The following is a 17840-nucleotide window of genomic DNA, read 5'->3' as shown; positions in this document are numbered from 1 at the left end:
CATGATGCGGCATAGTACGGCAGTGGCATTGACTGTCAGGACGTTTAGAATGGGTACCTACAGGAATTGCTTCCCCCCGCCTCACTCCCCTCCCTCTCATTCCGCCTCGCTGTGTTCGTGGGGTTGATTCTCATGCATTGCACTACACCAGACAGAAAATTGAAATTCTCGACCCTCTTTACCGCCACGGTCTGCGTTTTCGCGTCCCTCGCGGCTGCCTCGTATTCGTTCGCGGATGCCAGTGCCACCAAGACCGCACCGGGCATCGCCACCGAAAAGCCGGCCGAAGGGCCTTCGGTCATGTTGGAGGACGGGACGTTCATGGTCCCCTACATCCAACGCATCCCCGGCACAGATATCCAGTTCGAGATGATCCCGGTTCCCGGCGGTGCATTCACGATGGGGACTCCTGAAGACGCAGACGATTTCGTCGAAGACGAAGGGCCAACGATCCCGTTGAAAGTCAAACCGATGTGGGTTGCCAAGACGGAAACTCGTTGGGACATGTATAAGGAATACATGAGAATGTATGGCGTGTTCAAAGAGTTTGAATCGCAAGGAGTCCGGCTCGTTGATGACTCGAACATCACCGATGCCGTGACGGCGCCGACTGAACTTTACGACCCTTCGTTCACGTTTGAGTACGGTTCCAAAGAAACGCAACCTGCCGTCACGATGACGCAGTACGCCGCTCAGCAATTTACAAAGTGGCTCTCTCGGATGACCGGTATCCAATACCGGTTGCCAACCGAAGCCGAGTGGGAATACGCCGCCCGCGCGGGAACCACGACCGCGTACAGTTGGGGCGATGACGCCGATGAGATCGAAGACTACGCATGGTACTTCGACAACTCGCTCGACGGCCCCGGTGACGTTGGCACGAAAAAGCCTAACCCGTTCGGCCTCTACGACATGCACGGCAACGCGGCAGAGTGGACCGTCAACGAATACACCGAAGACGGATACGAGTGGATGAACGAAGCCAACCCAGGCGACGCAACCAGTGCTACCCGTTGGCCCGAGAATCCTTATCCGTGTGTCGCCCGCGGTGGTAGCTGGGAAATGGATCCGCCGGATCTGCGAAGTGCCGCTCGCTTGGCTTCCGATGACGAAGAATGGAAATCGGAAGACCCCAACTTCCCACGGAGCCCTTGGTGGTTCACCAGCGATCCGTCGCGAGGCGTTGGCTTTCGCATGTTCCGGTCGCTCGAGGAGTTGCCAGCCGAAACGATCAGCAAGTTCTGGGAAGCCTCTTCACAAGAGACCCTTGATGACGTCGAAAGCCGTGTGAGCGAAGGACGCAGCGGCTACGGTTACGTCGACGAAGAACTCGGCGAAGCGGCAAAGAACGTTGGCAAGTAATCACTCGCCATCTCGTTCCCGGCAAACCAATTGCCAAGATCGAATCGCGAAAGGTCGAAACCATTGAATACGAACGCCACCGGGACTCCTGCGTCCGATGCGAAAGACATACCTCGCGTTGGATGGATCGGCACCGGAGTGATGGGGGCCAGCATGGCCGGGCACCTTCTCGACGCCGGCTATGAAGTCACGCTTACCACGCGGACGCGAGCCAAAGCGTCGACGCTGCTCGATCGCGGCGCCCGCTGGGCAGACGATCCCAAAGAAGTCGCCCAACGGTCGGACATCGTGTTCGGCATCGTCGGATTCCCGTCCGATGTGCGACAGGTTTTTCTCGATGAGCACGACGGGGTGATCGCTGGATTGAGCCCTGAGGGAATTCTCGTCGACATGACAACGAGCCAACCCTCGCTCGCGGTCGAAATCCACCAAGCCGCAAAACGCCGCGGGCTCCACTCACTCGACGCACCAGTATCAGGAGGCGACCGCGGCGCCCGAGAGGGGACACTCTCCATCATGATTGGTGGCGAGGACGCCCCGGTCGAACGTGTGATGCCATGCCTGAAGTGTTTCGGAAAAACGATCGTCCACCAAGGCGGCCCCGGCGCCGGCCAACACACCAAAATGGTGAACCAAACGTTGATCGCCACCGGCATGATTGGCGTTTGCGAAGCCCTCGTGTACGCATCCCGCGCGGGACTCGATCTGCCAACGGTCCTTCAATCGGTTTCATCAGGTGCCGCGGGAAGTTGGTCGCTGAGCAATCTTGCCCCGCGAATGATCGACGGCGATTTCGACCCCGGATTCTTTGTCGAACACTTCGTAAAAGACATGGGGATCGCGCTCGCCGAAGCCAAACAAATGAACCTGTCCCTACCTGGCCTCGCTCTTGCCGAACAACTCTATCTTTCCGTGATGGCCAAAGGCGGCGCAAAAGACGGCACGCAAGCACTCGTTCGCGCGGTCGCCGATCTGTCAGGAATGGATTGGAATTGAGCAACGAGAAACGAATCCGTTGGCGCAGCGTTCTGCTATTGGTGATCGCAGTCGTTGTCATTCGTGGCGGATTCTTAGTTGCGAAGTTTGACTCACTCAATGACGATCCCGACGCCTATCGGGTAATCGCCGAAACGCTCTCTCAAACAGGCGTCTTCGGCTTGCCCACGGGCGACACAGGCGCACGGCCGACAGCGTTTCGTCCACCTCTTTATCCCTGGCTCCTGGCATGGTTTGTCGGCGACGACGGCCAACTGCACAACCTAGCTCCCGCGTTACTGCACCTACTGCTCGGCGGCATCACCGTCCTTCTTACCTGGGACATCGCACGTCGATTGATGGCGACACCTTCAGCATGGCTGGCCGCCGCACTCGTGCTGTTTGATCCGATCTTGCTATGGCAGTCGACACTGATCATGACCGAGACCATCGCCGCAACACTCGTCGTGGTGTTCTGGTGGTGGTGGGTGGTTCGCATCATGCCAACGCCAACCGACGACCTGAACGTCCATTGCGAAACCGACCGCAAAACAGGTTACGTCAACGCTGCGATTGCGGGAACATTGCTTCTGTTGACCATTCTATGCCGGCCTACATTTTTGGTCTGGTCAGCGTTACTGATCCCATCCATGTGGTTTGCTCTTACACATTGCCGCATCCGCCGGTTGGCTTTGATCGCCACCACCGCAACGATCATCGTGACCGGAGTCGGACTCTGGACAATGCGCAACCTCAGCGTGATCGGACATCCGGTTTGGGCAACAACACACGGCGGTTACACGTTGCTGCTTGCCAACAACGATTCGTTCTACGACTACCTCGAACAAAAGCCATGGCAACTGCCATGGAAGAGCGAAGCATGGGACCCGAGCGAGTTCTTTCAAACCTACAGCGAAATGCCACGCACGGGAGACGAATGGACTGACGACCGAGTCGCCTACAACGCCGCCAAGTCAACCATCCAATCCCGCCCACAAACCTTTTGGTATTCCTGCGTCGTGCGACTCGCTCGATTATGGCAACCGTTTCCTCACGCAACGAGCGGACGTTCGACTGCATCGATCGCGGCCGTCGGCATCTACCAAAGCCTCATTTACGCCTGCATCCTAGCAGCCGCCTACCGGCACCGAGCCAACCTTCACCCTAGAAACTGGAGACGATGGATACCCTGGTGGCCGGCCGCCACCCTCGTCCTCACCCTCAGCGCCGTCCACGCCGTCTACTGGAGCAACCCCCGCATGCGCTCCCCCGCAATCCCCATCCTCGCAATAACAGCCACCACCCTCCTCCATCGCCCCCGCTTGCCCTAAACGTCCTTGAGAAAGCAGGCAATCGAACGCTTGCGATCAAATCGGCAACGCAAAAACAATCACGACTGACATCGTGTGACACAGTACGACGCCCTTCGATTAAAACCGGTGGTGAAACTACGTGAAAACGAAACTCCACTGCGCAACCAATCGAGAACACGCAAAAACAACATTCGCAAAAACAAAATCCAACCACTAAAACACGCAGGTATTGTTACTGCGTGAAAGTGGCCAACGAGCATAACTTCAGCTCAAACGCCGCGTAAAAAAACAGACTAAACAACAATAAGCGCGAACGGTCAGCACTGCCTTCTGACTTGGCATGTTGCAATCACTACAAACGCCCCGTTTCACAAGACACGAGCACTTCGAGCAGAGAATTCCGGGCTCACGATGAGAGCCTGACGTAGGTTTGGATATAGGAAATTTGTCCGGGGGGACACACTCCAATCCGATCGCAACGTGGCCGGCACGCCACACATGCGTGGTCCTCCCTTTTCTGATCTTAGATGCTATCCACGAGTCACGAATTGACACAGGGCATCCGCCCGTGCCCGCTTCACCCAAGCCAAAACGACGCTCCCAAATGTGCCCAATCGAGCAGCCTTCCTCGACGGCGCCCACTCGACTCACCTCTGGGATACCGAATCGCTCACCGACTCGATGAACTAACAGAGGCCTTTCAGTTGGTCTACCAGGCCTATCTTCGCACTGGCCTGATGGAGGCGAACCCAGATGGTATCCGCATCACTCCATTTCACTTCCTACCGACGACCGAAGTCTTTGTGACACAGTATCAAAGCCAGGTGGTCTCGACCGTCTCATTGATTGGAGACGGCTTCCTGGGCTTGCCTGTCGAATCGATCTACCCCAACGCAATAAGCAACATTCGCTCAAGAGGCCTGAGAATGGCAGAGGTAGGATGCCTTGCCGATCGACGCGAATCTCCCGTTCGCTTCATGGAAACCTTCGCGACCATGGGAAGAATGCTGGCCCAAACCGCAAAGGTGCGAGGATACGACGGACTTGTCGTGGCAACTCATCCGCGACACGCCCGCCTCTACAAACGCGTTCTCCCGTTTGAGCAAGTTGGCGATGTCATCGATTGCCCCTACGCCAATGGGAACCCAGCGGTCATGCTCACGCTACGTTTCGATGACCACAAAGGCACCAACCTCTACGACAGGTTCTTTGGCTCAATGGCAAGTGCCTTAGATGTGTCCCCTCGACCCTGGGACAAGGAGACGCGTGAATACCTAAAGCAATACTTACAATCAAAAGAAGATCGCCAGAACAACCACGTGCGAGGGCAACTAGCCCACGCTGCCTTAACGGGCCAGTACCCGACTCGAGTCCAATGACGACAGAGCACGCAACAGCAAATAACGTACTGAACACATTGACACAGATAAACCAACCCGCAACTGAACATCCAAACGTCAGCTCAAACTCACGTCCCCAATAAACCTTCGGCTTTTTTTCTTTTTTTTCAAAATCGCCGAGTACATTTCGACTTCAAAAGCATCGCAATGTGAGACTCTCGGATTTATTCTGAGACACTGCGACGGTAAATGTGGCCTCTCAACATGGAATTCTGAACACGCCGGCGCACCGGCATAGCCGCTCGCAGCAGACTCGCAAGGACACGGCTTCAATTCAGCGCAAACTCGCGACTACGCCACATCGGTCGCCGAATACAACACGCCCCAAAGACGACAACAGCCCAAATCAGGCATGACGTCGGTTCAGGTAGTTGCCTAGTCAGATCTCCCTCGGGGATGTTCGAAACAAGCCCTGAAGAAAGCCCTATTGGGACGGTTGCATGAGAACCTTTGCCCAAAACGTCAACGTGCTCATACCCAGGTCGAGTGCTTCGCGGCAGCAACCAACGTCCGCTTTGCCTGTAAAAAAGCCCTATCCAACCTTCCCGTCTACTCTGCATGCCGATTGAACCGAAGACGCCCCCGGAAATCGCACTCGCCTCTGCAACAGACACTTCGCTCCGAATTGTGCCCGCCCAGTGCCCCCCGACACCGCGACCTACAGAACCGGCCCTATCTCCCGCGGCATCTGCACAAGAAATACACCCATTCCCGACAAAATCATCCCAACAACCGCTGCTGACCCCGCTTGCAGGACGAGGCAGCGTTTCACACCAAGGGCTTACTCCCAACCCTTGTTGAGATCCAACATCTCTTTGCCGACCACCAAGAATCGCTGGCACCGTCATCCCACAATCCCGAATTCTCGGAACGCCTAGCCCCCCTGCCTTTGGTTGCCACGCATATTCGGATTGCGAGCGTTCAAACCGGAGCTCTCCCGCGTGAGAACTGGCCCGGCAAACCCCAAACAAGAGACTGGACACCCCCAACGACAAGAGCACGGAAGAACGCTGTAACTGGGTCGCCCTAGTAAGAAAAGAATTCAAGCTGCTGACCTATCACGAGTTTGTCTTGTCAGCTTTCCCAGCTTAAACACCTGGGTTCATTTGAGGAAGCAAATCCTCAGCTATCGAGACAAAACCCTGCAGCCACTTAACGTTGCAGACCGCAAAAACCACTAGCGCCCAAACGCAAAACGCTGACAGTGGAGGACATCGATCGCAGCAACGACTCCCAATGCCCTAAACGCGAGAGTCTTTCTTATGCAAGCTGGCTTGATCACGACTACGCAATTCAGCAGGAGCGCCATGATTCTGCGAGGCCCCCGTTGTAATGTTAGCAGGAAACGCAGGTTCGCTTACTTCCGAAGAGCATTCTTTACCCTCACCCACGCCGGCTGAAATCTCGCACGCACGCGTGCCGACACCGTCCCCCGCGCAGCAATCACGGGGTTCGATTCGCGGGGCAAGCCGAAACAACACAATCAAAACGCAAGTGCAGACAGCACAAACCGCCAGAACACTGAAGATTATCATAGGTGACCCTGAAAATACCGCAGGATGGTCGCGAGGTTTTCGATTGTCAACCCAAAACCACTACTAGCAACAGTTCGGCTACATCGAGCTCAGGATAAAGCGACGATTGCCCGAACTGCCGCCTTGTCCATTACTCGCTGGTTTTACCATTGCAATAGTGCGCCCCGCATCGCGTTGCCCCGCGTCGACGCTGCCCCGTAGTTACTGAAGTTGCCACCTCGCTCGAACTACACCGACCGACACGCACGCCTCAAGGCGGCGGCAACCGGCTCTCAAGCGAGCAATTACCATGCCACAAAATGGGCACCTCAACCTTTTCGCCAACTACGTACAAGCCCTACGTATGAGAAGGAAAGAGAAAGTCCGGCGAGCGACACGCAAAAAAACAGCTAGCACGCGCAATTGCAACGCTCCCGATTGCCTACCAAGCTAGCCAAACTAAAAAACCCGCTGCTGCTGCAAAGACGGCGAGCATGCAGAGCGTGTACACCACGTTGCGCTTCGTAATCCGAGTTTTATTAATACTGACCAGCCGACTGGTAATGTGCGACGTGAACAATTCAGGGCAATCAAACCCTTCGATCGTCGACTCTTCGCCTTCAAGAACTTCCTGAGTTGCAATCGAAACAACCGGGGATTCGCGAGCACTTTCTAGCCCCCCTAAAGTTGCGTCGTCATCCTCGCGATGCCCTGCAGACTCGCTTCTCAGAACGTTAGTTGCCCCAGCGGTCTTCAATTGACACAACGATTCCTGAGTGACTGCAGACGCGGCGTGCAGTTCCTCGGTGTCGAATGAATTGCCAGAGCAAACGACGGGCACCTCCTTCGCACCGTCTCCAGCAACGATCTGCGGTTCACATGACATCCGGTCCGGCAATTCGCTTAGATATCGCCGGCGTTTAACCGACTGCTCACTCTCTGATCGGGCGTCTCCGATCGAGATTTTCATGTCACCGATCTGGTAATACAGCCCATCAGACTTCAGTTCACAGACAGACTCAGAAGTATCCCAACCACCCTTGGATCCCGGTTCCTTCACCGCCAGTGCGTTTTCACGATTGAGATCGACGATCCAAACACGGTCACCCACGCAGATAATTGCGTGATCGCACCGACGCAGCCCACGCCCACGAGCCCTGAGGATGCTTGGGTGGCCTTCGCCTAATATCGTGACGGAACGCAGAAGCTTCCGTTTCGTCACAATCTCTCCCCAACTCAGAGTCAATTCAGCATCACAGCCCTGCCGCCCATTTCGATCCAGCCTGTCGACTGGCTCACCGGAATCCGCCACCTCTCCTCCCCTTGCTGCGTCACCCAGATGGGCAAAACGCAAACGATGCTGGCCAAGCAGCACTTCGGTGTCCTTCTCCACAATTCCCCAGTGCGGAAACGCCAGAGCGCAAAGCGGCCAAACTTCGATTTTCCTGTCAAAACAACAGGCAAAATAGCACGCTGACGCAACGCCTCGAGAGGGAACACAAACATCGCAACCCTCGCCCGGACCGATCAACACAAAAGGTCGATCTGGCACAAAACGCTTGCTCAAACCGGCCACTGAACTCGTTATCAACCAAGTAGAACTTGTCCAGTGCATAATCGCATCAAAAGGTCGTCAAAGACCTTGGAACTAGAAAAGAGACATCCGAAGGACACTAAGAACCTATCTGAACACTCGCCAAAAGATCGGCGTCAGCTGCAGTAAACACAGACAACCAGAGGCTAATCCCCCGCTGGCAAATCATTACCGTGGCTTCCAAACAGGTTCCAAGAAGCGACAAGAGCAGGACACCCACATCTACCGGAGGGACCTCGAAAGGGGTGAACGCCTGCCACCATACTAATCCCTTTTGCTCATCCGTGTTGCCTTTGGCGCGAGATGCCCCCCTTGCACCCAGGCCACCCCTGCAAGAACACCCCTCCCTTGGCAAAGCCAGCGGGATAGATTCATCGATAAAGGCGAGTCTCTCGTGCGAAGCAACCAAGTGTCCACAAAACGGCGCAGAGGCCCCATTCAACCTGCAACCCACCTCTCTGTGCCATCCCAGAACGAACAAAACACACGGGGGGAATCGCACAGAATCTCAAAAAAACCGCAAAAACCAGCAACCGAATAACGTTACCTGGAAGAACAAAGGTTCATTTTCCGAACTCAAATCCTTGGCACCGCCACAGGAGTGGCTATGATACGGCTCTGCAGGGAGAAAACCAACTAGCCCACAAGGGCCGCACCCAGCCTCCTTAACTACGGGCCAGACAAGGCGCAAACCTCTCCCCTCTCTCGGTATAACGTAGCCGTTCCTAGCTGACTCAGGGATTCATCGCGTGGCGCGAACCAAAACCAAGACACGAAAACGCCGCACCGCTCAACCGGTTATGCGTAGCGTCGACCGCAGGGACTCGCCAGCAAAAACGACCGAGAATCTCGTTTCCATGGCGTCGCTGGGGAACGTTGCATTTTGGACGATTCGGCTTCTTCCGCTGATTGCCGTCTTATTTTACGCCTATTGGCCCACCCTCGTATGGATGGAAGATACCTGGAACCGCCAACCCGACTACTCACACGGATACTTGGTTCCGCTATTAGCGATAATGATGCTTTGGCACCGTGCCCACAAATTTCCTGGTGTCCGATCTACTCCGAGTTACACAGGAACGCTCCTCATTTTCACAGCAATCGCAATGCGATTCGCGGGGCGAATGCTGTACATGGATTTTCTCGACGGATACTCCATGCTGCCATTGATCGCGGGAATCGTGTGGGTTTTGCTGGGATGGGAAGCCATGAAATGGGCTATGCCGGCAATCGTTTTCTTGTTCTTCATGATCCCGCTCCCATATCAAGCTGAGACTTTGCTTAGTTGGAAACTGCAAGGAATCGCAACCGGACTGAGCACAACATTGCTACGAGTGGCGGGGCAACCTGCCGTCGCAGAGGGTCACGTTATTTGGATTTCGGACCAGCGACTACTCGTAGAACAAGCCTGTTCAGGGCTTCGCATTTTTATAGGCGTAGCGGCGTTAGCCTACTTCTGGGCAGTCATGGCCGATCGTAAATGGATCGACCGATTGGTCCTGCTGGTCGCGGTAGTGCCGCTCGCAGTTGTCGTCAACGCACTTCGAATAGTCAGTGTTGGCTTGCTTTATCAATGGTTCGAAAGTGACGCCATGAGATCCGCGATCCACGACTGGACCGGCTATCTGATGATTCCCGCTGCCTTTGGCTTGCTATGGGCGATCAAAGTCTATTGGCAGGCGTTATATCGTCCCGTCGAGCAACTGACAGCCAAGGATTTCGTTCCGACGTCATGACATTAATGAGCTCTCAACTCCGCCTCAATGCAACGCAAAATACTGAACATTATCCCAATCGAACCATCATCAACACAGAACTAATCGCCGCCCATTTTCGCCTCGAAAGCAAACAAACGAGCACGGCCCTAAGTTCGCAGGCGTTTTCATCATGACCAAGAACACGAACGACAACATGCAAGCATTGCCCTCAAACGGCGGAACTCAACACTCCGGCAAATCAGCTCAAGCAGCAATGGCAAAATCGGCCGCCTCGTCGTCTGAAACTCCGGCATTTGACCCATGGATCCTCTGGGTCACTTTCCGACGCTGCTGGCCGTGGGCGGTTCCTTGCGGTGCAGTTTTAGCAGGCATTGCTGCCTATGCCGTCATGCTTGGCTTTGTGCCGAGATACCAGGCAACTCATCTGCTCGAAGCCAACGAAGATTTTGTAGTTTTTAAAGGCGTGATGCCAGTCGTAAAGGATTTGGCTCGCAACGAGAAAAGTTTGTTTTTTAACCCGATCGTCCTAGACCCTGTTTTGGCTGACCCGCAACTACGCAGTGCACCGAGCCTATCAGACGCTGAGACCGCAGAAGCCCAGCTAAGAGAAAACCTTTCGGTCAGTAGCGGAGGAACCGAGGCGAGACTCGTAGTGGGTTACACCGACACTGATCGAGAGGCGGCCGCAATGGTATGCAACGCAGTAGTCGAGTCTTACCTACGTCAACGCGATTCTTTTGACGACACCCGCATCAATAATTTGGAACGCTGGCTGGAACCCGAAATACAACGCTGGGAACAGGAGGTCGAAAGTCGCCAACAGCGCGTCCACATGCTCAGCGAAAAGGCGTTGGGCTTCGCGCCTGGACAAAACCTTGATCGAGCCGAAAGCGAGTCCAACCTCAGTCGGCTATCTGACCTTCGCGCCCAAATCGGCGAATTGAAAATCGAACTCGCATTGTTCGATGCAACCGAAGATTTTCCTGCCCTCCCTCTCGAAAACACTTCCTCCTCGCCGCAGGCGATTCCGTCTGTCCCCGCAGTTGCAGATATCAAGGTTCAGAAAAGAATCGTAAATGAATCGGATATCAAATCCGCGGTCGAAGACGACGTGAAGGTTCGAGAAGCCAAAAGAGTGGTTGATCGCTACAGTGCAATCGTCTTGGACCTAGAAGTAAAAGACATGGTTCGCGTTAGCCGCGACTACTACAACCAGATGCGCAAAAACATGGAAGAAGCAGAACGCAAACTTGCACAAGAACGAACTCTTGCGCGAGACCGAGCCACAAAAGAACTGCAACGAATCGTCGAAGAGGAATATGAACGCCAGAAAGAAGTAGTAGCCCGAACTTTCGCGTGGCAAAAAGAGCAATTGGCAAAACAGCAGGAGGAACTCAAGAAACAACAAGCGAATTCTGCCGAAGAACAGAAAGCCGCGCAGCAAGCCTATATTGCCGCGCAAGAACGCGAACGCGAAAGACAACGCAAAGCATTACTCGCCAAACTCAACATCCTCCAAGCGCAACACGACGAAGAAAGGGAACGCCTCGAACAGTACGGCGGAACGACCGCTGAGCTGCAGTTTGCCAATGACGAATTGACCGTCGCGTCGGATGTCCTAACCAAACTTCGCGGTCGCGTCGCGGCGATTCGAACCGAGCGAAGGCAAGACGGTGCAGTTCGCACACTAGCGTCGGCAACTCCCCCCAAAAGCCCCGTTGAAAAGATGCCATACAAGAAACTGCTAATGGCGTCTGCGATCGCATTCGCGGTGCCATTTTTCCTAGGCTTGCTATGGGAGTACAAAATCCAACGACTCACCGACGCAGAAACGCACGACAAAAACCATGACTTGGCCCCTGTACTCGGTGAGATCGCTCGCCTTCCTGCTGGCCACGGGGCAGCCAAGGGCCGTCGAGTTTTTGAAGAAAGCATCGACACACTTCGTGCAAACCTATTTCTCTCAATGGACACCAGAAACACACGTTCCATCGCCGTGGTTAGCAGCATGTCGGGCGAAGGAAAAAGTAGTGTTGCTTCGCAACTCGCACTCTCAATCGCAAAAGCCACCGGAGAAACGGTCTTGCTCGTTGACGCCGATTTGCGATGTCCTGATCAACACGAAATATTTGGTTTGGACATGGGACGCGGCCTGACCAGCCTACTCGCCAAGCAAACAGAACTGAAAGACGTCGTTGACACTTCGCTCGGAAACCTGATTCATCTGCTGCCCGCGGGCAGGCTAAGCGCAAGCCCACACCGTTTGATAAACCCAGCGAACATTGACAACTTCGTGAGCAGCGCACTCGAACAATATCAATACGTTGTGTTTGACACGGCTCCTGTCTTGGCGGCGGGAGAAACCTTGGCAATAACGGCAGTAGTTGACTCAACTCTGATCTGCGTCATGAGAGATGTCAGTCGCAAAGAAAGTGTCGTGCGGACCACTCGGCGCCTAGAAGCGAGCGGAGCCAGCGTTGCGGGCACCGTGTTCTCGGGAGTATCCGCACGCCAATACGCCTACCGGTACGGAGACTATCACTACGCTATCGGTGGCGAGCCCGTTGCCACGTAGTTACGCCACTCGCTCCTCAAGGAATTCTTAATCCCCAACGTCTAGAGGGGCACATGTGGAACGCCCCCCTCCTGGTAATACTCCTCTGCCATTTCCGCCCCACCCCATACTGCCCCCGATGTCCAAGGCACCTGTTCACATCGCTCAAATGTCACCAGACATTGAACCGGAAGCAAATTCGCGTGGCGTTTCTGATGCGCCTTCGATCCATTCCGCGTCAGGGGACACAAGTTCCTTCCGCGAAGCCAAGCTCACTCAGCGACGTTATCGCTGGCGCTGGAATACACGTCTACTGGCAATCTCCTGTCTTATCACCCTGCTCGCTCTGATCGCAGGCACGGCATCGTATTACCACCACTCTTCAAAACCGCAACAACCTTCTTAGAGCTCGCCCACATCGCTGAATCGCAGAATGACTATGCGGGTCAGTCCAAGTGGCTGCAGCGGTATTCGCTGCTGGTCCCCGAAGACACTCAAACCATCTATCAAACCGCAATCGCAGCCGACCGAGCTGCGGATAGCCCAGGAGAATTACTCGGCCCCCAAATTCACCACGCGAGAAAGACTCTAAGCAATGCAATCGCACAGTTAGGCGTCAAAGACTCCTCCAAGATCCTGGAACTCCGCAAGCGACTTATCAGTCGTCTTCTACAACTGGGAGGGCCATGGAACCGAGAAGCAGAGCGTCAGATCCTGCAACTCGGCGCTAGCACGGACGATCCCGATGCCACACGTTTCCTAGCCGTCGCGATCGCCAATCAAATTCAGGATGGAACGTACAAAGTTCGTGATCCAAAATCCGTGCCTCAAGACGAGGACTACTGGCTGTGGTTAGCCAACCAGCCCGCCTCCTATCTTCTTGATCAATCTCTAACGCATAGCACGCACAACCTCGACCTCATCGTTCACTTCCTCTTTTCTAGGAAAACACACCCAAAACTTTTCAGAGGTGACCAAGAAGCTGAGACATCGCTTTCCCCTGAGACGCGTGCTGAAACGGAATCTGCTTGTGTCAAAGCACTCAAAGAGATCAAGAATAGTCGCGCCAAACTGCTTCTAGCCAACTACTACCAAACCCTGAACAAACAAGACTTAGCAATAGGAGTCCTCGCGTCTTTCACTGAACACGCAACGAATAACCTAGTACGCAGTGGGATCGATTCAGCAAATCAGGCGGATACTAAACCGCTCAATGCACCACTTCAAACGTCGCTCCCACGACCATCGGCGCACTGGGATTTCTTGCTTCTCTACGAATATGCCCGTCAAACGAAACACGACTCTCCAACGGAAGCACTCAAACACTTTCAGTTCCTTGCATCGCTTGACTCAAACGCTGTACCCAAACAACAGATCGAGCACCTTTACCTCGAAACAGGCATGGTCTCTTTGGAACAGGGGCGACACGAGGAGGCCGTACAGACCTGGAAAGAAGGCCTCACTAAACTAGCAGATGAAAGCGTTGTTTTGCCACGAGCAATTGCAGCCTCCTATGTGAACCAAGGCAAATACAAGGAAGCCGAGAATACCGCACGCACTCTGCAGCAGGCTATTCAAACAGCCACAACCAAGATCAACCGCGCCTCACAGTCGGAGATGGCTCAATCAGAAAGAGTCGCTGCAAACAGGCGACTCGACTTGGCGCAATGGCATCTCGATGTCTTGCTTGGCACAATTTCCGCTGAACAGGGCGATGAACTCGTCGCCATCGAAAAATTTCAACGAGTGGTAGACTCAGACACGGAAGCCGAGACTGCAGAGCGAGTCCAGGTATGCATTCGTCTCGCGGAGCTTTACGGAAGCCAGGGCATGTGGGACGCATCGGCAATCGCTCTCGAGAAAGCAATTGCCCTTGCGCCAAACAACGAGCAGTTACGCATCGCCGCATCGAACGCATGGAATCAGTCGGGCAATAGCTTAAAAGCAATGCGACACTGGGACTTCGTCAATACATCTACCTCTCTTTCAAACCGAATTGCACGTATCGAAGCTCGATTCAACTTCCAATTTCGACTCTTACCTGAACAGCGAAACTTCGACGACATTCGAACAGACGTTCGCCAACTTAAGAAAGAGCTCCAAATCGCATCGGAGGCAGTAAGCGGTACTTCGTTGTTACCAAACGCTGATAACTCCCCTCTATCGTTCGAACAGGGGGCACTCAATAAACAAGAAACGGGTGACGATGAAGAAAGCCTCCGATCGCGGCTTCTTTATGTCGAGGCATTCGAAATGACGCTTCCTCAGGACGGCACGTCGGGCGAAGACCACCTCACCTCGACTCGTCTCGCGGAAAAAATCGATGAACTTTCGAAAAAGCATCCGGGTGAGGCGACGCTACAAGCTTTCGCTGCGGAACGACTAGCACACGCAGGAATGTCCGAACCAGCCTTGGAAGCCCTGACACGTCTCGAAAATGCTGACGACAGCAACAGCGTCTTTATTCCTATCGTTCGTGCACGGACACTCGCCGGTCTAGGACTTCATGAAGACGCAGCCAACTATCTAATCGACATCGCCAATAGCCGGGATCCCCTCGGCAGGAACGCTCCACCGGACGAAGTCGCTGACTTGCGAGAATCCAAAGCCAACCTGCTGCAAACAGCGGCAAGTTTTGCATCGCGAGCCGGCGACCTGGAACTGGCCTATGAGGCCCTCTCTTCCATCTCTCCAGAACATCAGACAGTCTCCACACTAACTGCGGTCACACGAATTGCTGCTCGTCTTCCAGTCGAATCTGCGAGCCTACACTTAAACAACGAAAAGGTATCGGCCCAAGAACTATCACAGCACTGGCTTGACCTACTTCGCAATCGCGAAGGCGATGAAGGAACCCATTGGCGGTATTTGAAAGCACTGGGACTACTTGAATCTCTTCAGTCCGCGGGAAGAGATATAGACACTGCCAAGCCAGAGTTATCACAGGCACACGACCTGGTGACATCCATCCTGGCTCGTCGCCCTCGTTGGGGCAATGCCTTGGCGTTGGAAGGCTGGATATCCGCACTGAAAGGGAAGCCCCACCAAGCAGTCGACCAACTCCGGCGGGGAATCGATGCCGGATGCAGCCAAATGCACATCCGCCGTCTGCTATGGCAACAACTGATCTTACTAGGCCGCACCGATGAAGCAGAACAAGAAATTCAGCTCGCAGAATTGGAATCGGCCCACCGACCGAGTGACCTGATCGCTACCAAAATCAACCTCGCACTGCGACAAGGAGACTATTCCAAAAGCATGCAAGTCGCCATGGATGCTGCCGCCGAAAATCCAGACGACCCCGTAACACACCTAGTCGTTGCGGCAACCGGAACAACTGCCCTGCAGAAAACTCCCCCCGCGGAAGACCGTGAAAAGTTTCTGGATCAAACATACAAGGCGATCGAGGCTGCATCAAAACTTGTAGGCAATAGTGATATCCGGGTCCTATCAGCACGACTACGCCTTCACATTGCCTTGTCTGACGAGCAGGCAATCAAAAGACTAGCACAGGAAATCCAAGCATCCAACGTGCCTGACCCCTCCCAAAGCCAACTGCTCGCACAAGCACTCACTGCAATCAACGATCTTGATGGTGCATTGAAGATGCTGATTCGAGCAGACCAGCTTGCCCCAACATCCGAGTCACAGCTAAAACTTGCTAGGATTTACCGCCTTCTTGACCAACCAGAACAAGAAATCGAAGCTCTCAGAATCTCACTTCAACGCAACCCGAATAGCTCCACCGTTAGAAACACACTTGCACAAAAACTGGTTGCCCAAAGTGGTAGAGCTGGAGAAGTGAATTGGTCAGAGATTAGCGAACTGCTTTCAAAAAACGACGCTGCAGGATCGAGAAATCGCCTCATGCACGCCATCTTGCTCGCAGGCGACGCATTACGGCATCTCGCCGAATCCGAAACAGGCGGAACAGATTCCTGGCCGAACGATTCAAAGCACGTCGAGCAGCTGAGCCAAGCAGAAGAAATACTGCAGCAGCTAGTCACAGGTCACGAAACCGACACTGACATGGCGCAACGTGCGTTGGCATCGTTGCTGCAGAAAGGGGCACGGTACCGCGCCGGAATCACTGACAACGAACGTTTGCAACGAGCATCTCGAATTCGAACGCTCTATGAAAACCTAACTAACCGCGCAGAGCCTCTTGCCGGCGACCTTTATCAATACGCCACCTATCTATTGAACCTGGACGACGAGCATGACAACTCCAAGATCCAGCAGTTGCTAGAGCAAATGAACCTCGTTGCAGGGAACAAGCTTGAGACGCTTGAGGTAGCGTTACGTTTCTCCGGACGGCAAGGCAACCGAAATGAAATGCCTGCCATAGTGGGCCATTGGGCAAACACAGCAATCTCGCAAGTTTCGCCGCACGGCAATCGAGCAGAGGATGAACAAGCCAGTTTAAAACAATTTGCCATCTTGGCTGCCGCGGGATCTTCGCTGCAAAAGCTGGGCTTTTCAGAAGAGTCGGTGGAATGGTTCGAACGCGCCTACAAAGAACACCCGGGAGCACTTGGCCCCTATGTTATTGCACTGGGCAAGAACGGAGAAACTGAAGAAGCAATTGAAGTTTGTGCCCACCATTTCGACCAACACCGCGATGCACAGTCAGCCAAATTGCTTGTTGAGCTACTACTGAGTATTCAGGAAGAATCACGCCTGGCAGAGCTAGTTGGCGTTCACAAAGAACGACTATCAGATAGCGTCGACCAATTCGCAAAAGATGCTTTACTACTAGAAGGTGTCGGAACACTACAAATGGCACAGGGAAACAACCAATCTGCGATCAAAACATTTTCGCAGGTATTGAAAGTTAAGCCAACCTCCATTCGCGCGCTTAACAATTTGGCAATGGCATATTCCGAAATTCCTGAACTCGCTTCGCAAGGCCTCGCACCGATTGAAACCGCACTGAACCTAACCAATCAAAACCCTGAATTGCTCGACACCAAAGGCGTTGTCTTGATGGCGTCGAATCGACTGGCGGAAGCCGAAGCGATCTTCGAAGAAGCATTCACGGCCACAAATGAACCTCGTCATCAATTTCACGTAGTCCTTGCTCGACTGGCGCAAGGCAAGAAAGAACTCGGGCAAAAAGCGTGGAAGAGACTTGACCTGAAACGACTCGACCCAACGGCCTTAACACCGACCGAGAGAAAGCGTTTGGAGACCCTCAAGAAGCAATTTGGCGGACAACTGTAACAGCCAACTGAATCCCTGAGACGCACTGCTCACAACTCAATCAAGGTCCAACTCACGAGCAAGCCCCCATCTGCCGACGGACATTAGCACCGGAATGTCCCCTGTTAATCGTCGCCAAAGATGATCGGCTGATAAGCTACGGAAAGGGTCTACCATTTTAGTGCACTGATTTCCCTACATTCCCCTT

The 17840-nt window shown here is 54.0% G+C and carries 8 protein-coding genes; 7 read left to right on the top strand and 1 reads right to left on the bottom strand.

Annotated features, from left to right (window positions below; translation table 11 throughout):
* Window positions 1-159 precede the first annotated feature (159 nt).
* The 4 genes from RSSM_RS07365 (at window position 160) to RSSM_RS07350 (ending at window position 5029) form a co-directional block, all read left to right on the top strand.
* Complete coding sequence (locus tag RSSM_RS07365; RefSeq protein WP_008676176.1) at window positions 160-1362, top strand: formylglycine-generating enzyme family protein; 1203 nt, start codon at window positions 160-162, stop codon at window positions 1360-1362.
* A gap of 63 nt (window positions 1363-1425) precedes the next feature.
* Complete coding sequence (locus tag RSSM_RS07360) at window positions 1426-2358, top strand: NAD(P)-dependent oxidoreductase (RefSeq protein WP_008676174.1); 933 nt, start codon at window positions 1426-1428, stop codon at window positions 2356-2358.
* The gene (locus RSSM_RS07355) at window positions 2355-3668 is read left to right on the top strand and encodes a phospholipid carrier-dependent glycosyltransferase (protein ID WP_008676173.1); all 1314 of its coding nucleotides are present in this window, start codon (window positions 2355-2357) and stop codon (window positions 3666-3668) included. Before RSSM_RS07360 ends, RSSM_RS07355 begins: the two co-directional genes overlap by 4 nt.
* Before the next feature lie 509 nt (window positions 3669-4177).
* A complete protein-coding gene (locus RSSM_RS07350; RefSeq protein WP_008676171.1) occupies window positions 4178-5029 on the top strand; it encodes an N-acyl amino acid synthase FeeM domain-containing protein in 852 nt (283 codons plus the stop codon).
* Between the two features lie 1977 nt (window positions 5030-7006).
* On the opposite strand, the gene RSSM_RS07345 is transcribed toward RSSM_RS07350, so the two are convergent.
* Window positions 7007-7810: a hypothetical protein gene (locus RSSM_RS07345; RefSeq protein ID WP_144059627.1), complete on the bottom strand. Its 804-nt coding sequence runs from the start codon at window positions 7808-7810 to the stop codon at window positions 7007-7009.
* A gap of 1148 nt (window positions 7811-8958) precedes the next feature.
* Between RSSM_RS07345 and RSSM_RS07335 the strand changes: the two genes are divergently transcribed.
* The 3 genes from RSSM_RS07335 (at window position 8959) to RSSM_RS07325 (ending at window position 17653) form a co-directional block, all read left to right on the top strand.
* On the top strand, window positions 8959-9894 hold the full coding sequence (locus RSSM_RS07335) for an exosortase/archaeosortase family protein (RefSeq protein WP_144059631.1): 936 nt from the start codon (window positions 8959-8961) through the stop codon (window positions 9892-9894).
* A gap of 151 nt (window positions 9895-10045) precedes the next feature.
* Window positions 10046-12451 (top strand): polysaccharide biosynthesis tyrosine autokinase, encoded by a 2406-nt coding sequence (locus RSSM_RS07330; protein ID WP_236621004.1) that lies wholly within the window; start codon window positions 10046-10048, stop codon window positions 12449-12451.
* An 801-nt stretch (window positions 12452-13252) separates the two neighbouring features.
* Entirely contained in the window at window positions 13253-17653 is a 4401-nt protein-coding gene (locus RSSM_RS07325; protein WP_008676165.1) for a tetratricopeptide repeat protein, read from the top strand.
* The last annotated feature ends 187 nt before the right edge of the window (window positions 17654-17840 follow it).

Origin of the sequence: Aporhodopirellula sallentina SM41, assembly GCF_000346505.1 — a bacterium.
In the GTDB taxonomy this organism is placed as follows: domain Bacteria; phylum Planctomycetota; class Planctomycetia; order Pirellulales; family Pirellulaceae; genus Rhodopirellula; species Rhodopirellula sallentina.
This window is presented reverse-complemented; position numbering and strand designations above follow the sequence as displayed.